At 35.6% G+C, this 24,657-nt stretch carries 18 protein-coding genes; 13 read left to right on the forward strand and 5 right to left on the reverse strand.

The window, feature by feature from the left end; translation table 11 throughout:
• Positions 1–164 precede the first annotated feature (164 nt).
• The 5 genes from UtA1_RS09890 (at position 165) to UtA1_RS09910 (ending at position 5,013) form a co-directional block, all read left to right on the forward strand.
• Positions 165–1,520 carry an aspartate kinase gene (locus tag UtA1_RS09890; protein WP_096552476.1) on the forward strand — a complete coding sequence of 452 codons (1,356 nt, stop codon included), beginning with the start codon at positions 165–167 and terminating at the stop codon, positions 1,518–1,520.
• 464 nt (positions 1,521–1,984) lie between these two features.
• Positions 1,985–2,128, forward strand: a complete 144-nt coding sequence (locus tag UtA1_RS17165; RefSeq protein ID WP_172597784.1) for a hypothetical protein — start codon at positions 1,985–1,987, stop codon at positions 2,126–2,128.
• 191 nt (positions 2,129–2,319) lie between these two features.
• Positions 2,320–2,892: a DoxX family protein gene (locus tag UtA1_RS09900; protein WP_096550888.1), complete on the forward strand. Its 573-nt coding sequence runs from the start codon at positions 2,320–2,322 to the stop codon at positions 2,890–2,892.
• An 85-nt stretch (positions 2,893–2,977) separates the two neighbouring features.
• Positions 2,978–3,226 carry a hypothetical protein gene (locus UtA1_RS09905; RefSeq protein ID WP_016839130.1) on the forward strand — a complete coding sequence of 83 codons (249 nt, stop codon included), beginning with the start codon at positions 2,978–2,980 and terminating at the stop codon, positions 3,224–3,226.
• Positions 3,227–3,405: 179 nt separating this feature from the next.
• Positions 3,406–5,013: a Na/Pi cotransporter family protein gene (locus UtA1_RS09910; RefSeq protein WP_096550889.1), complete on the forward strand. Its 1,608-nt coding sequence runs from the start codon at positions 3,406–3,408 to the stop codon at positions 5,011–5,013.
• A gap of 561 nt (positions 5,014–5,574) precedes the next feature.
• On the opposite strand, the gene UtA1_RS09915 is transcribed toward UtA1_RS09910, so the two are convergent.
• From UtA1_RS09915 to UtA1_RS09935, 5 genes are all read right to left on the reverse strand, one after another.
• On the reverse strand, positions 5,575–6,777 hold the full coding sequence (locus UtA1_RS09915; protein WP_096550268.1) for a transposase: 1,203 nt from the start codon (positions 6,775–6,777) through the stop codon (positions 5,575–5,577).
• A gap of 886 nt (positions 6,778–7,663) precedes the next feature.
• On the reverse strand, positions 7,664–8,935 hold the full coding sequence (locus UtA1_RS09920) for an IS4 family transposase (protein ID WP_096550285.1): 1,272 nt from the start codon (positions 8,933–8,935) through the stop codon (positions 7,664–7,666).
• 392 nt (positions 8,936–9,327) lie between these two features.
• Positions 9,328–10,599 (reverse strand): IS4 family transposase, encoded by a 1,272-nt coding sequence (locus tag UtA1_RS09925; RefSeq protein WP_096550285.1) that lies wholly within the window; start codon positions 10,597–10,599, stop codon positions 9,328–9,330.
• A 377-nt stretch (positions 10,600–10,976) separates the two neighbouring features.
• Positions 10,977–11,363 (reverse strand): type II toxin-antitoxin system PemK/MazF family toxin, encoded by a 387-nt coding sequence (locus UtA1_RS09930; RefSeq protein ID WP_096550891.1) that lies wholly within the window; start codon positions 11,361–11,363, stop codon positions 10,977–10,979.
• Positions 11,363–11,665, reverse strand: coding sequence for an AbrB/MazE/SpoVT family DNA-binding domain-containing protein (locus UtA1_RS09935; RefSeq protein WP_096550892.1), 303 nt, complete (start codon positions 11,663–11,665; stop codon positions 11,363–11,365). The genes UtA1_RS09930 and UtA1_RS09935 overlap by 1 nt, the downstream gene beginning before the upstream one ends.
• 471 nt (positions 11,666–12,136) lie before the next feature.
• On the opposite strand from UtA1_RS09935, the gene UtA1_RS17655 reads away from it, so the two are divergent.
• From UtA1_RS17655 to UtA1_RS09980, 8 genes are all read left to right on the forward strand, one after another.
• Positions 12,137–12,934, forward strand: a complete 798-nt coding sequence (locus tag UtA1_RS17655; RefSeq protein ID WP_232019829.1) for a hypothetical protein — start codon at positions 12,137–12,139, stop codon at positions 12,932–12,934.
• Between the two features lie 370 nt (positions 12,935–13,304).
• Positions 13,305–14,297, forward strand: coding sequence for a helix-turn-helix transcriptional regulator (locus UtA1_RS09955; protein ID WP_096550893.1), 993 nt, complete (start codon positions 13,305–13,307; stop codon positions 14,295–14,297).
• 173 nt (positions 14,298–14,470) lie between these two features.
• Entirely contained in the window at positions 14,471–14,590 is a 120-nt protein-coding gene (locus UtA1_RS17915; protein WP_331854370.1) for a hypothetical protein, read from the forward strand.
• 628 nt (positions 14,591–15,218) lie between these two features.
• Positions 15,219–16,574: a transposase gene (locus UtA1_RS09960; protein WP_096550894.1), complete on the forward strand. Its 1,356-nt coding sequence runs from the start codon at positions 15,219–15,221 to the stop codon at positions 16,572–16,574.
• Between the two features lie 626 nt (positions 16,575–17,200).
• Positions 17,201–20,071 carry an SNF2-related protein gene (locus UtA1_RS09965; RefSeq protein ID WP_096550895.1) on the forward strand — a complete coding sequence of 957 codons (2,871 nt, stop codon included), beginning with the start codon at positions 17,201–17,203 and terminating at the stop codon, positions 20,069–20,071.
• 14 nt (positions 20,072–20,085) lie between these two features.
• Positions 20,086–22,833: a site-specific DNA-methyltransferase gene (locus UtA1_RS09970; RefSeq protein ID WP_096550896.1), complete on the forward strand. Its 2,748-nt coding sequence runs from the start codon at positions 20,086–20,088 to the stop codon at positions 22,831–22,833.
• 141 nt (positions 22,834–22,974) lie between these two features.
• Entirely contained in the window at positions 22,975–24,336 is a 1,362-nt protein-coding gene (locus tag UtA1_RS09975; protein ID WP_096549894.1) for an IS4 family transposase, read from the forward strand.
• Positions 24,337–24,431: 95 nt separating this feature from the next.
• A complete protein-coding gene (locus tag UtA1_RS09980; protein WP_197722715.1) occupies positions 24,432–24,647 on the forward strand; it encodes a hypothetical protein in 216 nt (71 codons plus the stop codon).
• The last annotated feature ends 10 nt before the right edge of the window (positions 24,648–24,657 follow it).

A 24,657-nucleotide genomic window follows, 5' to 3' on the forward strand; every position in this document is an offset into this window, starting at 1 on the left:
CTACATATACTAGGACGAATTAATATAATCGGATTAAATTTTGCAAATATTTTATCTTTTTATTTAATTGGTCTTGACGATTTTTTATAAAATTTGTACACTGAGGAAAGTCAAATGTTTTTATGGAAAATACAATTCTGGATAGTAAGGATTTGATGAAAAAAATGATAGTATGTAAATTTGGTGGTACTTCTGTTGCAAGTGCAGAACAAATTAAAAAAGTGGCAAATATTGTGAAGGCTAATCCAAAAAGAAGAATCGTGACGGTATCTGCTCCAGGGAAACGCTTTGGTGATGATATGAAAGTGACGGATTTGTTAATCGATTTAGCAGAATCAGCTCTTCGGAATGATCAAGTTGAAGAGAAGCTGCAAAATGTGTTAAATCGATATATTGAAATTGCCCAAGGTTTAGGTTTAGACGGAAACATTTGCGAAGTAATAGAGAAAGATTTACGCGAACGCATTGCATTAAAATTAGAAAAAGAGTTATTCATTGATAATTTAAAAGCAAGTGGAGAAGACAATAACGCGAAATTAGTTGCGGCATATTTCAATTCTATTGGCATGAAGGCGAAATATGTTAGCCCAAAAGATGGGTTAATTGTAAACGACCCTCCTGAAAGAACAGTTGCCTTACCAGAGGCTTATGAAAACTTAAAAAATCTTGGCAAGAGTGAGGAAATCATTGTCTTCCCTGGATTTTTCGGATATACAAAAGATGGTGTATTACGTACATTTGATCGCGGTGGTTCCGATATTACAGGTTCCATCTTAGCGGCGGCTGTCAAAGCAGAGTTGTATGAAAACTTCACAGATGTTGATTGCGTTTTTTCTGCAAATCCGAAAGTGGTAAACGATCCTATCGGTATTGAAGAAATTACATTCCGTGAAATGAGGGAGCTTTCATATGCAGGATTTTCAGTATTCCATGATGAAGCTTTAATTCCTGTATTCAAACTAGGGATTCCTGTGAATATTAAAAACACAAATAATCCTTCTGCTCCTGGTACGCGCATTGTTCCATCCCGCAAGCCTAATGGTCGACCGGTCATTGGGATAGCGGCAGATCACGGTTTCTCGACTTTGTACGTCTCTAAATATTTAATGAATCGAGAAATTGGATTTGGCAGAAAACTATTGCAAATCATTGAGGAAGAAAACATTTCTTACGATCATACGCCATCTGGAGTGGATGATATTTCAATTATCATTCGTTCCAACCAATTAAATCCTGAAAAAGAAGAACGCATTGTCAAACGAGTGAAAGAAGAACTTCACGCAGATGATGTTTATTTCCGTCACGGATTTTCCATGATTGTCATTGTAGGCGAAGGTATGCGCAATAATACAGGATTAGCAGCCCGTGCAGCTTCAGCTATTTCTAGAACTGGAGCAAATATCGAGATGATTAATCAAGGGTCATCAGAAGTTAGCCTCGTATTTGGTGTATTGCAGCCATATGAAGACCAATGCTTACGCGCATTGTATGAGGAGTTTTTTGCACCTGTAACGATTTAATATAATGAAGATGCAGCAGACAACCTGTTGCATCTTTTTTTGGTGCGCCCGGCATGTACATGAACTATAGGGTGTAAGTCCCGAACCCCGAAGACAGAAGTAGAGGTTAGCTCAACGAAAGGGTGTCCGTGGTGACGCGGAATCTGAAGGAAGCTGGAGGCAAAACACCGGTCCGAGGAACACGAACCTCATATAAGGCTAGGTATGATTGAGTGAGTTTGCAAAACAAAACAAAGCTCTTTCTGTCGAAGGTCATATCGAGTAAATGAGGCGGATAGATGGTGTGAAAGTGCATGTACTTACCCGGGGAGGTCTGGCGGATATGTGAAGTACGCTTCATAACCTACTTAGTGATAAGTAGCTGAACCGTCAGAAGTCAGCAGAGGTCATAGTATTAGTTGGTTTAGAACTACTAAGAAGGACCGAACAATTAAGAGAGAATAGCCCTTGGCATTCAGTGAGTCATGATGAACACAGAAAACGTAGTACCTCACTTGAGGAAGGAAGCGGTGAATCCCGTGGGAGACCTCTTGGAGGGTGGAGTGACCACTGGCATAAAGAGAACAGCTATTCACGGAAGTTATGAAAACTTGCGTCAATTATCTTAATTGAACCGCCGTATACGGAACCGTACGTACGGTGGTGTGAGAGGACGGGAGTTAATCGCTCCCTCCTACTCGATTATTTATAATTTTTTCAAATTCATGAATTTTCATTATAAAAAGTATTTGTATATAGAAAAAAAAGATAGTTCGGAGTAATAAAACACTATATAATAAGTGGTGAAAGGAGTGAAACAATGGAAAAAAAGGAATTGATTTTCTATCCGGAAAATCCAGTGACTCAATTTTTATTTAATGACACTCGTTCCGCGGCCATTTGGCTAGTTGTCCGCATTTATGTAGGATGGATTTGGCTCCAATCAGGAATTCATAAAGTATTTGATGATGCTTGGACTGGTAAGAATGCGGGAGCGGCAGTCAGCGGATATTTACAAGGTGCCATCGAAAAAGCATCCACGACGAATGATGTAATGGGATGGTATGCAGCCTTTTTAGAACATATTTGTTTGCCGAATGCGACAATCTTTAGCTATTTAGTTGCGTTTGGGGAAGTGCTTGTTGGGATTGGATTAATAATAGGATTGTTCACAGCCATTGCAGCCTTTTTCGGATCGATGATGAATATTGCCTTCTTATTTGCTGGCACGTTAAGTTCAAATCCACGTCTATTATTACTCAGCATTCTCTTAATGTTAGCTTGGAAAGTAGCAGGTTGGTATGGTTTAGATCGCTGGGTATTATTAAAACTCGGAACTCCTTGGGGAAAAATTGCAAAGCGGAAAGAAGACACAACAGTGTTCAATGCTTAATACATATGGTAAAATATGCTTACATAAATAGACTAAGAAAACGTTGCTTAAAAGGCAACGTTTTTTCATGAAAAGGTGAAAGAAGATGAATGTAATATTTGTATTAACATCTACAGGTCAAGAATTATTACAAATGGTCTCCCACGATGTTGCAGGTTTACTTGCAGCGGTGAAGGGAGAATATGTAACGTTTCCTTTTGGCAGTTATAAATATGATTTTCATACCCTTGACCACTATTTAGAGGGAAATGAATATCGCCAAGAACTAGTGATTTATTTAAAAGAGGAAGATTCGAGAGAGTCAATGAAACAATTTGTCATTGATGCAGAATAGAAATAATATTTTGTGAAATATAATTTCAAAATGAATACTGCGTCTTGCCCATATCAGATGGTCGAATTTTTATTGATTCTTTCGTCTAATTTTGCGTTCTTCTAGGAACGCAATTTTGTTTTTTTTGTAAAATAATAATATTCCAGTGAATTGCCCTTTCTAGTGAAGGAGGTGGCTTGATGATTAATGCAATAGGTGGAATCGGCATTTTTTTATTAGGAATGTCGATGTTGACAAACGGGTTGAAAGAGATTGCGGGCGAAACGTTGAGAAAATGGTTACATACTTTCACAAAAGGAACGTTTACATCCTTATTAACAGGATTTTTTATGACTGTGCTCGTTCAATCTTCAACCGCAACAACGATTTTAACAGTTGGTTTTGTCAGTGCAGGACTTATTTCTTTTTTTCAGTCGATTGGTATTATCATTGGCGCCAATATTGGAAGTACAAGTACAGGGTGGATTATTTCCCTTTTAGGGTTTAAGATCAGCCTGCAAGCCATGTCATTGCCGATGATTGGTTTAGGGGTATTTGTACAATATGTGGCTCCAAGCGACATCAAGAAATATGGAGGCGTGTTGACCGGTTTCGGCCTTCTATTTCTAGGAATCGATTTGCTCCAAAAAGGGATGGAAACGGCCCAACATTGGATTCGCTTTGAGTCATTGGATACTGAATCCTTTCTGTCCATTTTGTTATTAATTGGAATTGGCATTATTATGACCATTATTATGCAAGCATCTAGTGCAGCGATGGCAACGACGCTTACTGCATTATTTGCTGGAGCGATTGATTTTGAACAGGCTGCTTTTTTAGTCGTTGGTCAAAATATCGGAACGACTGCAACAGCTATTGTGGCTTCGATTGGATCATCCATCGCAGCAAAACGCACAGCGGCAACCCATTTGATGTTTAATGTTGTGACCGCTTTCATTGTGACCATTTTCATTCGCTACATTTTACAATTTGTTGAGGTTTTGACTGTTGCGTTTACCGGTAGCTTTGATGAAACCGTGGGGCTTGCATTATTCCATACGCTGTTTAGTGTATTTGGGGCCATCATTTTCGTTCCATTTACAAAGCAGTTTTCAAAGCTCTTAACGAAAATGTTGCCAGAAAAGGCGAATGCGTTGACTCGAAATCTCGACGATCAATTGGTATCCATTCCATCCGCTGCCTTAGAAGTTGCTTATCAAACATTATTGCAAATGATGAAACATTTAACGGATGCAATGTTAGAATTAATTGAAGCGAAAAAGGGAACGGCTAGCTACGAAAAAAAAGTGCAGGAAGTAGAGGAAGCCATTGTGTTACTCCGCAAATTCCTCAATGATTTGCAATCGGATTCAACGAAACTTCGTAATCAACATGTTGCCATATTGCATGTGTTGGACCATATCAGCCGATTAATTCGCGTATTGCGAGAACAACAAAAGGTAGAAGGAGTTTTTCATCACGAGAAATTGATGAAATGGTGGCATAAAACGTTAGAACAAATCAATCAAAGTTTTGACAGCGAAGAAAAGTTGTTGGAAATGGAGCAAGAGTTGGAGAAAACCGCCCACAAAATTGCAGAAGAAAGACGAGTGCGCAGAAGAAAATATTATGAGCGAACGGCGGTAAGAGAAACAAAATTGGAAGTGGCCATGTCCAACGTTCAGGCGCTTCTGTGGATTGACCGTCTCGTCTACCATTACTGGCGCGCCTTTGCGAGATTGGTGGAGTTTCAGAAAGGCACGGAAATCGAGGAGTCGACAAATTTCCGTGATGTGGAAACGATGTAGGGGAATGAAATATGGTTTCATTTTAAACGCTCGGGTGTCTGGAACATCCGGGCTGTTTTTTGTAAAAGGAGATATTCTGAGTTGGAAAATATGATAAAATATTCCTAAATCCATTTTATTTTTTCAGCTGGTTGTCAAGATCATCCAGTTTCATAGTTGTTTAGTAGATAATGATTTGGAAAGGTTGGTAGTTTGTATGGGTATTTTGACAAAATTATTTAACCGCAATAAAAATCAAAAAAGGAAACCATCGAAAAAGGTATGTTATTTTTGTAAACGTCAAACCAATGATATGAGAACTTACAAAAATGAGTATAATCAGACAATCAAAGTATGCCCATTATGTGTGGAGTATGCCGAGAGAAGATCGTATATAAAACCGTGACAAATAATACATAGCAATGTGGTGTACATACGTGAGCATTTTGCAAAATTAGATTTTTTGGATAAAAGTATAAAAAATAAAGCACTCGACAAATAGCTACCAGCATGTTATTTTACAAAATATTACAATAATCCTGTTTTTGGGCATACCTGCAGAATTTTTCACATTGAATTTTTTTAAGCGGCTTTCTTCCCTTTATTTTCCTTTGCCATCGCTAGCGCTGAAACAAGTAATACAATAGCGTTCAGGTAAATATGGCTCTTTACTTTCTCAATTCCCCATACATGTAGGGAGTTCGACGTAAGGTAGCTTTTCATTCTTGAATTACAGCGTTCTACACTTGTCCTCTCGTTGTAAAGCTCTTTCCAACGTTTTGTATCACGGTGCGGATTGGAATATCGGCGCACATCCTTTTTGATGTCGACTTTTACCACCATTCCATAGTTGGAAGATGAACAGGCTGCCATTCCTAATGGGCAATCCACTTTGCCGGTTGCGTGAGGACATCTGAACTTGAGCTGGTCCTTATCAGCTCCCCAATAAGTCATTTCATAACCCATGGAACAACGCGGAGTTCCATTGGAAGAAATCCCTTCAGGAGGCTCTTTTTCGTTGCGCAAATTGAGCGGGATAATGGCTTGCGCTCCAATGTTTTTGGCTGATTCATAGTTTTTTAGTTGGTCATATCCGCCATCCATGATCAGAAATTCAATTTTGGATTTGGTACGCTCTGCCACTTGCTCGATTAATTCTGGTGCGACTTCTCCATCGTTCACATGGGCAGGGGTTACTTTTATGGCCATTGGCAGTTCGCTTGCGGTATCGACTGAAAGATGCATCTTATAGCCAAACCAGGTAATTTTATTGCCGAAGGAATCATATTTTGCGCCCCAATTGGCATTACCCGTTTGTTCACTACGCTTTTTGGGCTGTTTCTTTTCATAGGCATCAATGGCGGCACTGTCGATGGCCTGGTGGCTGCCGTCAATTATTCCTTCCTCCTGAGCTAACTGTACCAAGTCAAGGAAGATCTTTTCAGCCAGCTTTTTTTTGGTAAGTGCTGCAAAAACCCGGCTGAGAGTGGAGATAGACGGTGCGGGGCGATCAATCGATAAACCGCATTGATAACGGAAACGAAGGTCTTTATCCAATCGATGATGAAGGGCGGTAAAGGTGTCGATGCCTTCGAGTGGGGCAGCGATGAGAGCCCTTAGAATCCCTTCTCTGGAATGACCGTCAGCCCCTCGGGGTGAAGAACTTCTCAACTGTTTAGCATAAGGGCGTAAATCAAGCGAGCTAAAAAAGATAGGTAATTTCTCTTTTGACTCTAATTTTTGCAGTTCTTCAAAGGAAAATAGGCTTTCTTGTAGAATATACAAAGTGACTTCCTCCTTTTGAATTTTTTGTTGTTTCGTCACTTCAAAAATTCTACATTTTAGGGGTGAAGTCCTTTTTTATGTCTTTGAAATCCTTATGGCTCTTGGGTCAAAAAATATGCAAAATGCTCACGTAATTAATGAAGTGGCCTTTGATGCCCCTTTGTTCTTGTCGAGTAAGTAATTGTTCAAGTGGCTTAGAAAAGCAAATATATTATCATGGCAATAATGGGGTATTTTCAGTTTTTATCAACTTGTAAAATATGAAGGACATTTTGATAGGCTTATTCTTAAATTGAAGCAGAACCAAATGTAAAGCAGATTGCAGATTATAAAGAACAATCACCCCATTAAAAGTGGGGGCAAGGGGGAAAAGTCATAAAACTTTTACTTTACAAAAAAATTTATTAAAAACCTTATGTTGGGAAAAAACATGCTTACTTTTAATTTAAATGGCCTCTGAGGCTGGGATATAACTAATAAAATGAACGAGCTGCAAAAAGAATTTTTTGTAAAAAATTGATATCGTAGAAAATTGATAGGAGTGACGGGGCGAGTGCTCCTGTCGCGCACGCTTAGTCGCAAAGCGGAGCAAGTTCAAGGAAGTAAATTCAAAGCTTTCCTGCGACGAGCCCTCTCGAGACCTCGCAGGAGCCAGAGGAGGCTCGAGCCCAATGTCATAAAGTTATTGAACCAAAAATTTACAGTTATTAGGCAACCACCGGTTGCCTCCTTTTAAAAATATTAAATCATCCTTTATAGCTTTAATCATTTTCTAAAGTTAGGTAAAAAAGGCAATAGAATGCCCGAGGCTTAAATATTTATTTTTTAAGCCCCTAATTTATTTACATTTAATAAACAAATAGGTTATATTTATCCTATGTATTGTTTATAGACACCTTTTTTGGTTTAGGGGATACTTTGTTGAGGACAGACCATTCCTTCGTGGGTAGCTTCTCCCAAACCGAATAGGTGTCTTATTTCTTATAATCACTTTCATGATTTTTGTAAACATTCTCTCTCTTTTGATTGGACAATCTTCTAATAATAAGTGAACCATCCTATCTTTTAATTTTCCTATTAAGATATTTGTGTTTACTTGATAATCATGTTTTCGTCTTTTTTTCTTACTCTCCTCATTAATTGTTTCATTGGCATCATTTCTCAATAAACTGACCATATTCGATAAATATATTGATGCATAGAAATCTTGTTCAATTGCGATTTTCGAACCACCCGTAAAATTTTCTATTTCGATTTTATTTTTCACGTTATTATACTCAGTTTCAATTCCCCAGCGTTTAAAATAAAGAGTTTTGAACTCAGAAATATTGAAGCCTTCCTCTATTAGATTTGTGACAAGTATTTCTTCTGTGTCAGAATCTAGTAAGAACCTAACTACACGAGCATTAACCACTTGGCCCTCATGTGTTATTTGTATAATTTGATCAGCTTTCTTCGCTTCGACAATTTCCTTTATCGTATTTTTTTGACATCGCATAAGATACTTGATGCCAATGGCATCTAAAAAAGCGATAAAATCTCTTGACGGATAACCTCTATCAAACAAAATTAGGTCGTTCTTCAATCCGGTTTGTACGAGTTCTTTAATCATATTCTTTGCACTATCTCGCTCAGCTACCTTATAAGGATCGATTTTAGAAGTTATTATAATCCCATTTTCAAGATCATAGATACAAGAGGCTCTAGCTCTTGCATAGCTTGACCTTTGATTTCTTCCATACCCAAAATAATTTCGAAGTTCCTCGGTGTCAGGTATTTGTAATACACTTCCGTCAATTGCGCAAAGCCTAAATCCACGATAAGTTTTAAAAGAATTTTCTTCATAATACCAATTAACAATCGCTTTTGAGAGTTTTACAAAAGCGAGGGGAGAAACCTTCTTTCGTGCAGCAGAATAGCCTTGTTTAGAAATACTAATATCTGATAAATTAAACTTGTCAAAAAAGTCGTCAAGTTCAATCTGAAGACTCTTTTTGACAAAATTTAAATTAAATAAAATTGTATTTTTGAAATTTAACTTCTTTTCTTTTCGCGTAAAGTACGTTTCCTTTGTTCGAGATTCAATCATAAACATCACATCATTCAGCATCTTTCGAGTAATCTCAATTGCCCCTAAAAAAGTACTTTTTGATTTCAAAAAAACCACCATCCTCGTTTTATTAACCAAAAATTGGCTTCTAAAACGATTTTGGTAGACTTTTTAAAAACACAAGAGTCTTATTACCTATCTTTGTGAATATTAAATTAAAAATTGGTATTTTAATAAACTTCCATTAATTGTAAATATAAGTTGATGACATTGGGCTCGAGCCCAATGTCATAAAGTTATTGAACCAAAAATTTACAGTTATTAGGCAACCACCGGTTGCCTCCTTTTAAAAATATTAAATCATCCTTTATAGCTTTAATCATTTTCTAAAGTTAGGTAAAAAAGGCAATAGAATGCCCGAGGCTTAAATATTTATTTTTTAAGCCCCTAATTTATTTACATTTAATAAACAAATAGGTTATATTTATCCTATGTATTGTTTATAGACACCTTTTTTGGTTTAGGGGATACTTTGTTGAGGACAGACCATTCCTTCGTGGGTAGCTTCTCCCAAACCGAATAGGTGTCTTATTTCTTATAATCACTTTCATGATTTTTGTAAACATTCTCTCTCTTTTGATTGGACAATCTTCTAATAATAAGTGAACCATCCTATCTTTTAATTTTCCTATTAAGATATTTGTGTTTACTTGATAATCATGTTTTCGTCTTTTTTTCTTACTCTCCTCATTAATTGTTTCATTGGCATCATTTCTCAATAAACTGACCATATTCGATAAATATATTGATGCATAGAAATCTTGTTCAATTGCGATTTTCGAACCACCCGTAAAATTTTCTATTTCGATTTTATTTTTCACGTTATTATACTCAGTTTCAATTCCCCAGCGTTTAAAATAAAGAGTTTTGAACTCAGAAATATTGAAGCCTTCCTCTATTAGATTTGTGACAAGTATTTCTTCTGTGTCAGAATCTAGTAAGAACCTAACTACACGAGCATTAACCACTTGGCCCTCATGTGTTATTTGTATAATTTGATCAGCTTTCTTCGCTTCGACAATTTCCTTTATCGTATTTTTTTGACATCGCATAAGATACTTGATGCCAATGGCATCTAAAAAAGCGATAAAATCTCTTGACGGATAACCTCTATCAAACAAAATTAGGTCGTTCTTCAATCCGGTTTGTACGAGTTCTTTAATCATATTCTTTGCACTATCTCGCTCAGCTACCTTATAAGGATCGATTTTAGAAGTTATTATAATCCCATTTTCAAGATCATAGATACAAGAGGCTCTAGCTCTTGCATAGCTTGACCTTTGATTTCTTCCATACCCAAAATAATTTCGAAGTTCCTCGGTGTCAGGTATTTGTAATACACTTCCGTCAATTGCGCAAAGCCTAAATCCACGATAAGTTTTAAAAGAATTTTCTTCATAATACCAATTAACAATCGCTTTTGAGAGTTTTACAAAAGCGAGGGGAGAAACCTTCTTTCGTGCAGCAGAATAGCCTTGTTTAGAAATACTAATATCTGATAAATTAAACTTGTCAAAAAAGTCGTCAAGTTCAATCTGAAGACTCTTTTTGACAAAATTTAAATTAAATAAAATTGTATTTTTGAAATTTAACTTCTTTTCTTTTCGCGTAAAGTACGTTTCCTTTGTTCGAGATTCAATCATAAACATCACATCATTCAGCATCTTTCGAGTAATCTCAATTGCCCCTAAAAAAGTACTTTTTGATTTCAAAAAAACCACCATCCTCGTTTTATTAACCAAAAATTGGCTTCTAAAACGATTTTGGTGGACTTTTTAAAAACACAAGAGTCTTATTACCTATCTTTGTGAATATTAAATTAAAAATTGGTATTTTAATAAACTTCCATTAATTGTAAATATAAGTTGATGACATTGGGCTCGAGCCGGGCCCGCGGAAAGCGTCCCCGGAACGGAAATCAATTTTCTTCAATTATCAAAAAACACCATTTTCTCACGGAAGAAAATGGTGTTTTTTATCTTTTGTCCCATCCTCGTTTTGTATAGAATTTTTTATTGTTAATTCTATATTTCTTTCTAACAAATGAGTTGTAAGCAAAGGACTTATCGAAAAAAGAGCTGACAACCACTTAGAACCCTAAATATGTTTCTATTTTGGCTAAACATTCTTCAATGATTTCATTAATGATTTCAATTTGTTCATCTTGGGGATTATACTTCTTTAAAATTTTATAGTAACGTGCAGATAAATCTAATGTTTTAACTTGGTCAGCCAAAATCGATCCGGTAATTGGATTGCCATCTTTAACGAAGATGCCTTCTTTTGGCAATGCAACTTCATACGGATAACCTTTTAGTTGATTTGTGATTGGACAAACAGCCGTAAAATTCGTTGCTTCATTAAAAGCTCTTGGTGACAAAACAATAGCAATCCTTGTACCGGCTTGTTCATGGCCGGCTTGCGGATGAAAGTTTAAAATAATAAAATCTCCTCGATTTAACGTTTCTTTCGACATTAAATCAATTCACGTCCTTCAATTCCAAAGTCAATTTCTTCATGTCTTTTCTCCGGAGTGATTTGGAATACCAATTCTTCTAAATTGTATTTTTTACGACTTTTTTTTGGTTGCAATGTGATGATTCCATCACTTTCATTTATTCGTAATATCATTTCCGACCCCTGTTTGATACCTAATTTATCAGCTGCCTCTTTTGGGATCCGAATGCCCAAACTGTTTCCCCATTTTTGTGCAGTAACGGTTGCCATGTGATTTCCTCCTAAATTTTTTTGATTGCCTAAATACTTATCTGCACTCATTATATCACCTCAAAATAAAAGTGTATATACAAAGTATATACACAGTTTATAAAAATGATACATGAATGGATAGATTTAAGATTGCCAGCAAGCACTCAAAATGTTGGAGAATATCATTATTTCCCACTATCTTATTTTCAAATATCTGTGATGTTTGATGATACTAAGGAAGCTCAGTAAGTTTAATAGAACTTTATCAATATCAAAACTACCTGAAGAATTTCTCATAAAAACAATACTTTTCCTACCAAGTTCCAATAAAACTATTTTGTAAAAAATTCCCTAAATGTTTACAATATAAAACTAAGGAATAAATCTTTGAAACCTTCCCTAAAATCTTACCAAAGAGGATGATTCAGCATGGAAGCTTATATAAGTATTGGCTTTTTTGCTGAATATTCTTTAAAAACGGAGCTTGAAAGGGTTTTCTAGAAATTTGATATTTCATTAAACTTTCCGGATAAGCCGAAAATGGGGACTGAAGTATATCTTCAAGTTCCAATCCGAATCAACGGAAAGGAAGGAATCGGTACACTTTCATATCTCATTTCACATTTAAAACAAGAATATCAAATTTCATGTGGTGAATCATTTTCCTGCAAGTTTCATCATTTGGATTTTGAAAGATCGCCATTATTTAAGTTAAGTTCTACAGGTAATTCACCCAAAGCATTTTTGGAACACAAAAAGGATGGAATTGAATGGAAGACGATTTGCCCATCTTGCGGCCTTCAGGAAAAAGTTCAGACTTCCCCTTTAGTCATGGATACTTCAAAAGTGGGGAATCGATATATGGTCAATGTCGGTGTCGATTACTGGGTTGTATCGGAGAAAATGGCGCATTTAATGAAAGAGTGGGAAATAACAGGGTACGAATTGAGAGAGGTGATACATAGCGGCAAAAAGCCTGCACAGCCCGTATTTCAAGTGATTCCTACAAATGTTCTTCCATCGTGGAGTTCCGAAATGAAACATTATTATTTTATCACGGAACCGGAAGAACGATGTCAAACATGTAACATTAGGGGGCGGATTGATTACCCATATCACTATAATAAAAGGAATCTTGAACAATGCCCTATTAAAGATATAAATATCATGAAAGAGTTGAAAGCCAATGGAAGCTGGGCGTATAGACCTGTATTTCTGAGCAAAAGGTTTAGAGATTTATTAATTGAAAATGGCATCATTCGGGAAGTTATAAATAGAGATGATAATAATTACAAATCAAGAGATTGGTTGTTTGAACCGGTTGTGATCATTGAATGAACAATATTACGTGTATTTCCGGGCTGCTTAGCTTTTTACGTTAAGCAGCTCAATCTTGTGGCCCTTCTTCAATTAAAGTTTCTAAGTCAATCGCAATTGTATCGTATGGTACGCCTTTCTCTTCCTCCGAGTAACCATCGTAATATTTCACTGCTTTTCCATTTTGGTTGACTAAATAAAAGGAATAATTATTTGGTTCCTTGTATTGTTTTTTTCCGGATTAGTAGTTACAGTATTTGGTTATCCAAAAGGACAGAGGTAGAAATAGATTGATAACTTTATAAAATTTTTACAATATATTGATGATTTAGTAATTGAACCTAGTAATGGCTTATAATAAAATCAAAACTTTTAGTAAGTGGTGGGTTCAGTGAAATATAAACGACTCCTAGCGATTATTGAATATTTATGGAAATATTCTGCCAAACAACATCCGAAGTCGATTGAAGATATTTTGCAATATTTGGAGATGCATCAAATAGAAGGCGGATTAAAAGCGGTTCGAAATGATTTGAAGTTTTTGACTTCGGGGGAATCGTTCATCAAAGTGGAAACAAGCCAAAGCGGAAGAAATCAATTTATACATTATTGGATTGCGGATCGATTTTTTGAAATCCATGAGCTGCGCTATATGATGGATGCCATTTCTTCCGCCCGTTTCATATCCGAGAAAGAAACGCAGCAAATCATCGAAAAGTTGAAAGCCTTTGTTTCCGAAGATGAAGCGGTTTTATTGGAGAACCAGCTGGTCCATACCTTTGCGAAAATCGACAGTCCGCAATTTGCCAACACGGTTCAAACCATTCACCAGGCCATTGCGGAAAAGAGGGCCATTCAGTTCCAATATGGCCGATATTCGGTGGAAAAAGAATTTGTGCGATCCGGAAGCCCCAACCCCAAAACCTACCTCATCCATCCTTATGGAATCATTTGGAATGAAGAGATGTATTATTTAATTGGCTATAACGTGATGGAGGAGGACATCCATCATTACCGGATTGACCGGATCAGGGATATCCGATTGCTGGAACAGAAATTTGCCGTTCAGCCGGGCTTTGATATCAACAAGTATCGCAATCTGCTGTTTTTCATGTTTGGCGGGGAAGAGTCGTCCATCGAGGTGATTTTTAAAAATAATTTGGCGCCCGCCGTGATTGACCGCTTTGGCCTTAACTCCGACATCAAAAGGGTGGACGACGACCATTTTCGCTTAATCACAAGAGCCATCATCAGCAAAGGGCTCGTGCGCTGGCTGCTTTCATGGGGGGCTGATGCGAAAGTGGTCTATCCGAAGCGGCTGGTGAAAGAGATGGAGGAGGAAGCGGAGAGGTTATATAAACAATATCTTGGGGAGAGAGATTGATCCTCAAATTAAATAGAAAGTATTTCACGAACAACAATGGATGTGTTTTAATGGCTGTATATGAATTTTATTCTATCATTGAAAATAGTAAAGAAGATAACTGTTATATCGTTAATTTTCCATACACTTGAGGCTGCTTTACTTATGGAGACACATTACTTGAAGCGGTAGAGATGGTAGAGGAAGCATTGATACTTATGCGAACTTGTATGGAAGATGATGGAGATGACATTCCTCCTGCTTCTCCTACAGAAAAGCTAATTGAACAATTACCTAAAGGAGCAGTCTTGTGAATTTTGTTGTCGATACCGACAAATATAGAAAGATGGATTGATTAAGGGACAATAGTTACTATTAACAAAAGATAAAATATAAAGCGGGGCGAATTGCCCCACCTGTAAGTACAATAGTTACTATTTAGAAAACAGAAGTCGAGAGCTTCTGTTTTTTTTATATGAAAATATTTTTTGATTTGTGGTGGTGGGGGGTAATAATAGAAATAATTAAGATAAAAGGAAAAATTGTTAAGGATTTAACAAACATTTGCAAGGAAAAGTCGCATTGTATCTATCAATGCGCGGCCGTTTTATTGGTAAGGTAAGTGTGGTTGAAGAACAGTGGACATTCTTTTGGTAAGCCTAATGAAAATTCAAAAAAGAGTTTGGAGTGATGAAAAGGGAATTTCAAATTAATAAAAAAATAGGTATTATATATAAAAAGTAAAAATTAACCAAAATATGTTCAAAGCAGATTTCATTTCCGTCATCAAAAATGCAATAAAAATTTTTTTAATTGAGTTGATTTCATAATTCTCACCCCTCGATTTTCAAGGGATTCAAGACAATAAAAAATGGGTACCTCCCCAAATTTCGTTATAATGGTAGGTAACCAAACAAACCATCCGAAAGAGGTGAGTACCCTATGACTATTGTAAAACAAATTTCTCTTTTTGACATCCATCAATTATTAGAAATGGAAAGTTCCCATCGTTATGATGCCATTTTTAGTGCAATCGACATTCAGCCTATATTTCAATTGTTTTCTAAAAAGACATTGAAAGGTGCACCACGTGAATTGAATGATGGTGCAATGATTCAATCGCTGATTATACGTATTGTCGAACGTATTCCAACAATCAAGGATTTAGTCAAACGTTTGGTTCATGATCCTTTATTTCGTTTCGACTGTGGATTCCTTGTGTCTGATGTCGTACCATCTGAAAGCTCTTATTCACGCATGATTCAAGTCATTAGTGAATCAGATGTGCTAGATAAAATGAACGATACACTCATCAAAACAGCGATGTTGGAAGGCTTTCTAAATGATGAACATGTCGCCATCGATGCGAGTCACTTTGAAGCTCGTGATGCTTTCACACCATCAGAAAAGAAAGCACCTAAAACTCCTAAAAAACGTGGTCGTAAAACGAAAGCTGAACGAGCTGTTTGGTTAGCCGAACAAGTAGAGAAAAAAGGAAATCAATCAACCTATGAAAAAGAACTGAAAGAACAGCTGGATATCCCATTAGAAACCCTTTGGAAGGATGTACCGATTGAGCCAAAATGGGGTGTGAAAAAGAATAGTAAAGGAAAAAATACATTTTGGTTTGGTTATAAAGCCCATTTAGCTGTTTCGACGAAAAGTCAATATATCATCACGCGCTTGATGTCCTCAGGTAATTTAAGTGATTGTAAAGCTGCGATTCCGTTATTGAAAAAACTTCATCACTTAGGAAACGGTCAATTTACAATAGCTATATTTGATGCTGGTTATGATGTTGAACCTATTTACCGTCAAGCTGTATCACAGTCCATGCGAGTCGTGATTCCTTACAACGTTCGCCGAGAAGGAGAATATATAGGATTCGATGAACATTTTCGTCCAACCTGTGTGCGTGAACATAGTTACCAATATGACAGCTTTGACGCTAAGTACAATACATTAAAATTCACACGTCCAAAGGAATGTGCAACTTGCCCATTACGAGAAGACACCCTTTGTCAAAAAGTTTTCAAAATCAAATGTGATATAGATATCCGTAAATTTACCTATCCAGCACGTGGGACAGAACGATGGAAACTGCTTTATCAAGAACGTACAGCAGTCGAACGCGTTAACGCTTATTTAAAGGAATACTTTCAATTAAACAATGTCCGTCATCGTACAGGAAAGAAAGCAAAAATGCATTTCAATCTGGTGACGTTAATTTATAATACCTGCAAACTAGCAGTTGATCGAATTAATGCTTTATTACAGCAACAAAACCAAGTTGCATAATTAAAAAAAAACAAAGTTTTTAGTATAGGGGTACTCTATACTTCAGAAATACTATGATTTATGAAATTGATTCTAATAAAAATCTAATTTTGCAAAACTCTCATATTAATAAGCAAACATTTCACAAAGTAAGGCGTTTAAGTTAGGCAAAAGAGCTGTTGAGACATTTTATATATGCCGATAAATCAATCTATATTTATATAATTTCGATTGCTAATGTAGTCTTTGGATATAACTAAAGTGTATAAGCCTAACTTAAACTTTCGATATATAGATCTACTTGACACTTCCTAAAGCAACTTTTTCTTGTATGTCTATAATGTACGTAGAAACAGAAAGAATAAATATTTAAACATGTTAAAGAAACAAATTTGTATTATAAGGAAAATAACGCTGGCTGGTGATACAACTAGAGGGGTATCTGTTTATTTACATATGTGACGAATTTTGAAAAATTTCCTTAAAAATATGATAATGTTTTCTGTAAAGATCGAATATCTAACAGTTTTTTAGGAACAATTATTTGACAACATGCCATCGAAGGATACGTTTTTGCAAAAATAATTCATGATTATGTCTACTAAGTTATTAAAAGTTAAATAGGAATAGAACGCAGGGTGGTCATAATGTCTACAATTTATCATGCTAAATATTTTGCGAATGAATTAACGCGACAATCGGCAGATGGGGGAGTTGAAAAGCTTTCTCGCTCGTTATTTGATGCAAACGTTGATTTGAACCCACATCAAATTGAGGCAGCATTATTTGCGTTTCGTTCTCCTTTGTCGAAAGGTGTGTTATTGGCAGATGAAGTCGGTCTTGGGAAAACGATTGAAGCGGGGCTTGTGCTTTGTCAATATTGGGCAGAAAGAAAGAGAAAATTACTCATCATTTGCCCTGCTTCACTTCGTAAGCAATGGAGTGCCGAGTTAACAGAAAAGTTTAACTTGCCCAATGTGATTTTAGAAACAAAATCATTTAATGAATTTTGTCGTAACGGGTATAGCAATCCGTTTTCTCAAGATAAAATTATTATTACATCATATCATTTTGCTAATCGTAAGCGTAATGAAATTCGTTTAGCTGGCTTTGATTTAGTAGTGATTGATGAAGCCCATAAATTAAGAAATGTATATCGTAAAAATAACAAACTCGGTACAGGGATTAAATGGGCAACCGAAGATACAAAAAAGCTCTTATTAACTGCAACACCGCTGCAAAACTCGTTATTAGAACTTTACGGTCTTTCGACACTCATTGACGAACAAATTTTCGGGGATATTGGTGCTTTCCGAAGCCAATATATGGGTAATGATAGAGATTTGGACGAATTAAAAGCGAGGTTAAAGCGTTTTTGCCATAGAACATTACGTTCGCAAGTGCAAGAATATATTCGTTATACTGAAAGAAAGGCGTATACTATACCATTTACACCGACAGATGACGAGCAAGAGCTTTATCAAGCGATTTCAAATTTTTTATTACGGGAAGATACATATGCTATTCCTCAACGACAACGCATACTGACCACGCTTATTCTTCGAAAATTATTAGCTTCCTCTTCCCAAGCTGTTGCTGGTACACTACAGACAATGAAAGAAAGATTAGTAGAACTGTTGAGATCCGAAGGGAAACAAGAGGAAGACAAAGATGATTGGCTTGAAGAATTAGTAGCTGAAAATGAAATGGAATATGATTTCATTGATGAGGAAGATGAAGAAGATACAGAGCACATAAAAACACAAATCAATAAGGAAAAGTTGCTGAAAGAAATTGAAGAATTAGACCGTTACATTATATGGGCTCGTTCTATTAAGATTGACAGTAAGACACGCGCTTTGTTAACTGCTATTGATACAGGTTTTAAAGAAATGAGTAAGATGGGAGCGCAACAGAAAGCATTAATTTTTACAGAATCAAAACGCACACAAGAATATCTAAAGAATTTTCTAGAGTCGAACGGATTTGCAGGTAAGTTAGTTATTTTTAATGGCACGAATAGAGATGGTGATTCAAAACGAATTTATGAAAAGTGGCTTGAAAAAAATCAAGGTACAAACCGAGTAAGCGGTTCTAAAACAGCAGACATGAGACAGGCACTTATTGATTATTTTCGCAATGAAGCGGAAATTATGATTGCAACTGAATCGGCTGCTGAAGGTGTTAACTTGCAATTTTGCTCACTTATTATAAACTATGATTTGCCTTGGAATCCGCAAAGAATTGAGCAACGTATTGGGCGCTGTCACCGTTATGGCCAGCAACATGATGTAGTTGTTATCAATTTTTTAAACCAAAGAAACGATGCTGATAAAAGGGTATATGAACTTCTAAAAGACAAATTTAACCTTTTTACTGGGGTTTTAGGTGCTTCTGATGAAGTTTTAGGAACCATCGAATCAGGCGTGGATTTTGAAAAAAGAATTTTGAGTATTTACCAACAGTGTCGTACACCTGAAGAAATACAAGTTGCTTTTCAACAACTTCAAGAAGAGTTAGAAAGTCAAATTAAAAGTAAAATGGAAGATACACGAAAGAGCTTACTTGAATACTTTGATGAGGATGTTCATAGCCGTTTTAAATTGCATCTTGATAATACCAAACACCATTTAGACCGCTTTACTAAAATGTTTTGGTCATTAACTAAGGTTATTTTAGAGGATCATGCATGTTTCAATGATGATAAACTACAGTTTGAGCTAATTAAGCCAATTAAAAACAGTGAAACTTATTCAGGAACTTATCAGTTAATCTCTAAGGATAAAGATAAACAAAATAGTTTATATCAGGTATATCGTTTATCCCATCCTTTAGGAGAGTATGTTCTAGAGCAAGGTAAAAAGGTTATTACTCCACCGAAAGAGTTAGTGTTTGATATCACGAATCATCCTTTTAAGATTTCTGTTATTGAAGCATTAAAAGGAAAGAGTGGTTATCTAACACTAACGAAATTAGTTACTCATTCTTATCAGCGTGAAGAATACTTGTTGTTTAACGCTGTAACGGATGATGGAGAAGTATTAGATCAAGAAATTTGTGAGAAGTTATTTAATTGTTCTGCTATCGTAAAAGAACCAACAACATGGTCAAAAACGATTGAACAAAAATTAAAAGTTGATGTTGAGCGCCATGTAGCTGCGACAATTAGCCAGTCTCTTGAAAATAATAACCGCTTTTTCCATGAGGAACGCGAACGCCTAGAGAAATGGGCAGATGATTTAATATTGGCTGCTGAAAGGGAGTTAAGTGATACAAAAGCAAAAATAAAAGAATTAAAACGACGTGCACGCCTAGCAGTTTCTACAGAAGAACAACATGAGATACAGAAAAAGATAAAAGAAATGGAGCGCAAACAACGTAGGCAAAGACAACAAATTTTTGATATAGAAGATGAAATTATGGAAAAGCGTGATAAACTGATTGATGATCTTGAGAAACAGCTTGTGCAAAAAACAGAAAAAGAAGAGTTATTTACGATACGTTGGACAGTCGTGTAACAGGAGGAATGAAAGTGAGTACGCAGTTAGAAAAATTTATAAAAGTGCTAGAAGAAATGTTTCAGTTTGATCAAGCTGATTTAGATTTTGGAATTTATCGCATTATGAATCAAAAGCGAGAAGAAATTAAGCGGTTTTTAGAAAATGAATTAGTGCCTCAAGTAAAAAAGGCTTTTGAAAAATATCGAAATGCAGATATCGAAGCAATTATACAAGAAATAGTTAAGTTAGAAAATCAGCTTGCTGAAATGGGGGTTGCTAAAGAAAGCTCGGAAAAATATCGAGCACTTCAAGAGCAATTAAATAAAGGAGTAGACATTACTGCTTTAGAAAATGAAGTCTATTCTGATTTAACTAACTTTTTTAAACGTTATTACCATGAAGGTGATTTTATTTCATTACGCCGTTATAAAAAAGATGTTTATGCTATTCCTTATGAAGGTGAAGAAGTAAAACTTCATTGGGCAAATGCTGATCAATACTATGTAAAATCTTCTGAACATTTTCGGGATTACACGTTTACATTACCTTCGGGAAGGAAAGTTCATTTTAAGTTAGTTGAAGCAAGTACCGAACAAAATAACAATAAAGAGCAGGAAGGAAAAGAACGGCGTTTTATATTAACCGATAATGAGCCAATAGTTGAGGAAAATGGGGAATTAATTATTCGCTTTGAATATCGACCAGATGAGCAAAAACGTAAAAGAGAAAAAATTAATGAGGAAACGATTGAACGAATTTTTAATTATGACGGTTTAGAAAATTGGATCGCCGAACTAAAAACATTATCACCAACAGAAAAAAATAAAAATCGAACTATTTTAGAAAAACATTTAAATGATTATACAGCGAGGAACACATTCGATTATTTTATTCATAAAGATTTAGGTGGTTTCCTGCGAAGAGAACTTGACTTTTATATAAAAAACGAAATTATGCATCTTGATGATTTAGATACAGAAAATGAGAAACGCTTTGAACAATATATCTCAAAGGTAAAAGTAATCAAGTCTATTGGTAACAAAATTATTAAGTTTTTGGAGCAAATTGAGAATTTCCAAAAGAAACTATGGCTTAAGAAGAAATTTGTTGTTGAAACAAATTATTGCGTAACGTTAGACAGGGTCCCGGAAGAACTTTACCAAGAAATCATTGATAATAAAGAGCAAATCGAAGAGTGGAAGAAATTATTTGCTGTAGATAAAATTGAAGCTGATTTAACAACAATTGGGTTTAGTGTTCCCCTTACAACAGAGTTTTTAAAACAGAATCAGTATTTAGTAATTGATACTAAATTTTTTAGTAGAGAATTTGTTAACAAACTGTTGTCCCACTTTGATGATTTAGATGAACAAATTGAAGGGATACTGATACATGCTGAAAACTTTCAAGCATTAAATTTAATTAAAGAAAAGTATAATAACACAGTGAAAAGTATATATATCGATCCTCCATACAATACTGGACCATCAGAAATTATATACAAGAATAATTTTAAAAATTCTTCTTGGTTGACTCTTATGGAAAACAGAATTTCTCTATCGAAAAAATTTCTTCGTAATGATGGTGTTTTTATTATGGCAATAGATGATTATGAGTTAATAAATCTAAGCCAATTAGCGGATAGTATCTTCCTAGGATACGATAGAAATATGGTAATAGTTAATCATCATCCTCAAGGAAGTGGCGGTTCTAACATATCAAGAACTCATGAATATGCAATTATAATGATTCCAGAAAATCAAAATATTTTAAGTGGTAGCCCGAAAGAAGATTCAATAGAACTACGAAGTTTTATGAGAAGTGGGACAGCTGAAAATAATTTTAGGTACGGTAGGCCAAATAGTTTTTATGCTGTTTTAGTTGACGAAAAAACTTATGAAGTAAAAGGCTTAGAAAAACCACCTGTTGGAAATGATTATCCAAAAGGTAAAACAGCAGAGGGATGGTTAAGAATTTACCCTATAAGCAGAGACGGAAGTGAAAGGGTGTGGCGTTTATCTTATGAAGGCGCTTTGAAAGCACTAGAGAAAAACTTACTAAAGTGCAGTGAAAATTACACGATTTATCAAGTTGTTATTAATACTGATAGAAGAACCACTTTGTTTAGTAATTGGACTGATAAGAGATATAACGCTGGAACTTACGGGACTAACTTAATTTCTGATTTATTTGGAAACAAAGGTCTTTTTCCTTATCCTAAGTCACTATATACAGTTAAAGATTTGATTGATGCATCAACTTATGATATCGAGAACCCATTAATAATGGATTATTTTGCTGGTTCTGGAACAACTGGACATGCAGTGATTGATTTAATAAGAGATGACTCAAGAGAGCGGAGATATTTACTGGTCGAAATGGGAGAATACTTTGATACAGTTCTAAAGCCACGTATTCAAAAAGCTATTTATTCTAGAGATTGGAAAGATGGAAATCCTGTTTCTCGTGAAGGTATAAGTCATATGTTTAAATATATGCGATTAGAGTCATATGAAGACGCACTTAACAATATTGAATTAAAGCGTACTGAACAACAACAAACAGTAATTGACGAATATATGTCCCCCGAAGCTAGAGAAGACTATATACTTTCTTACATGCTTGATATTGAAGCAGAAGGAAGTGCCTCATTGTTAAATTTAGACGAGTTTAAAAATCCGTTTGATTATAAAATGAAAATTACAAATGGAACAGAGACAAAGATTCAAAAAGTTGACTTAGTTGAAACATTTAACTCAACTTTCGCACCTAAAAAATAAGCATTAATCATTGGTTTTATTGAAACCAGAGTTTATCAAATATATTCGTTGACAAATTTAAATAATCATGAAAAAACACCTCGTTCTTTGGTATAGTGTAATTGATGAAAAACACTACCATACAGAAGAGGTGTCCCCTATATGATAAACCAAAATAGCCAATTTAATCAACTACCAAAAGAACTTGACTCTGTTTTTTCTGAGCTTGAAATAAATAAGCATCTACGCCAAGCAGGAATTAAAAAATCGTTTGGCTTTAGCTGTTCTTACTTATTTCAACTTATTTTTTGTTTGATTTTTCAACATAGAAATTGGTTTTCCCTACTGGATTCAAAGAAAGCAGATCAATTTCCAGCTAAGGACGCTGTTTATCGTTTTTTAAACCAAGCAACGTTCAACTGGCGCCGCTTTTTATTACTATTGAGCACTTTTACCATTCGAAAAGTGGCAAGTCTTACGAATCGAACACGACCAAAAGTGTTCATTATTGATGATTCTTCCTATGATCGAAATCGCAGTAAAAAGGTCGAATTGCTCGCTCGTTGTTTTGATCATGCTTCACTTAAAATGCGCTTTTATAAAGGTTTTCGTATGCTTACTTTGGGTTGGTCAGATGGCCATACATTTATGCCAATTGACTTTTCTTTAGTCAGTTCGAGAAAGTCACAAATCAATGGTATTTCTGATCACATTGATAAACGCACATGTGGCTATAAACGTAGACAAAATGCACTTCAAACAGAGCCTGAACAGATTCCTGATATGATTAAGCGTGCATTAACGAGTGGAATCGAAGCCAGCTATGTTCTTATGGATTCTTGGTTTACCTTGCCACCACTTGTTAAAGCGATTGTCGATCAAGGATTAGATGTCATAGGGATGGTTAAAGAAACAAAACAACGCTATAACGTAAACGATAAAATGGTTTCACTAAAGCAACTTTATCGCTTAGCTGTACCTGTTCCATCCGGGAAAGGAGTTCTTCGTTCAATTCATACAACAATGGCTAACGGGACACCCGTTAAAGTGGTATTCATTCAAAATAGAAATAAGAAAAGTGAGTGGCTTGCCATCCTTAGTACCGATTGCACGCTCTCCGAACAAGAAATTGTGCGAATCTACGGAATGCGCTGGGATATCGAGGTTTTCTTTAAGACAACCAAATCCCTTTTAAAACTTGAAAAAGAGTTCCAAAGTCGTTCATATGATGCGCTTATTGCCCATACAACGATTGTATTTACACGTTTTATTGTACTCTCTTGGCAGAATCGTTGTAATACGGATGAACGAACAATTGGTGGTCTGTTTTATGAACTATGTGATGAAGTAAATGAACTTGATTGGGCTGTCGCATTGCAGCAGTTAATCGAGCTTCTTCAAGATGTAATAAAACAGACCAACAAGAAAATCAAAAAATTAATTCAAAGTCAACTAGAACAGTGGATATCCAACCTTCCTAGCTATATCAAGGCTTATTTGCCAATTTCAGTCTGCGAAAGTTGAGATTTAATTATTTGTTAGGTTTGCATGTTAAACAATTGGATTTTATTCGCGGTTTTCAAGTGATAAAAGGTGAACTGCGTTCAGGTGAGAAAGTTTTGATTATATGGCGCAATCTTCTTGAAACAACAAATGAAGATTTAGAAAAGTTTTTTGTAAAACAAGGTTACAACACTCGTGATTCAGAGTTTGACCGTATTTACGTTAACGGGGATAACCATCTTGAAAACTTAAAATTGGAAGAGAACAAGTGGAAAGTTGTTTTAATTGAAGAAGAATTTAAGCGTCTTATGTTTGATGTTCGTGATGTATAGGTGGTGAAAA

This window comes from Ureibacillus thermosphaericus (assembly GCF_002370195.2).
GTDB classification, from domain to species: domain Bacteria; phylum Bacillota; class Bacilli; order Bacillales_A; family Planococcaceae; genus Ureibacillus; species Ureibacillus thermosphaericus.

Excerpts from the sequence above, each read along its gene's own strand:
- UtA1_RS09905 (WP_016839130.1), top strand. The coding sequence starts at position 2,978 with ATGAATGTAATATTTGTATTAACATCTACAGGTCAAGAATTATTACAA.
- UtA1_RS09935 (WP_096550892.1), bottom strand. The coding sequence starts at position 11,665 with ATGAGTGCAGATAAGTATTTAGGCAATCAAAAAAATTTAGGAGGAAAT.
- UtA1_RS09930 (WP_096550891.1), bottom strand. The coding sequence starts at position 11,363 with ATGTCGAAAGAAACGTTAAATCGAGGAGATTTTATTATTTTAAACTTT.
- UtA1_RS09960 (WP_096550894.1), top strand. The coding sequence starts at position 15,219 with ATGACTATTGTAAAACAAATTTCTCTTTTTGACATCCATCAATTATTA.
- UtA1_RS09965 (WP_096550895.1), top strand. The coding sequence starts at position 17,201 with ATGTCTACAATTTATCATGCTAAATATTTTGCGAATGAATTAACGCGA.
- UtA1_RS09900 (WP_096550888.1), top strand. The coding sequence starts at position 2,320 with ATGGAAAAAAAGGAATTGATTTTCTATCCGGAAAATCCAGTGACTCAA.
- UtA1_RS17655 (WP_232019829.1), top strand. The coding sequence starts at position 12,137 with ATGGGGACTGAAGTATATCTTCAAGTTCCAATCCGAATCAACGGAAAG.
- UtA1_RS09975 (WP_096549894.1), top strand. The coding sequence starts at position 22,975 with ATGATAAACCAAAATAGCCAATTTAATCAACTACCAAAAGAACTTGAC.
- UtA1_RS17165 (WP_172597784.1), top strand. The coding sequence starts at position 1,985 with ATGATGAACACAGAAAACGTAGTACCTCACTTGAGGAAGGAAGCGGTG.
- UtA1_RS09910 (WP_096550889.1), top strand. The coding sequence starts at position 3,406 with ATGATTAATGCAATAGGTGGAATCGGCATTTTTTTATTAGGAATGTCG.
- UtA1_RS09890 (WP_096552476.1), top strand. The coding sequence starts at position 165 with ATGATAGTATGTAAATTTGGTGGTACTTCTGTTGCAAGTGCAGAACAA.
- UtA1_RS17915 (WP_331854370.1), top strand. The coding sequence starts at position 14,471 with ATGGTAGAGGAAGCATTGATACTTATGCGAACTTGTATGGAAGATGAT.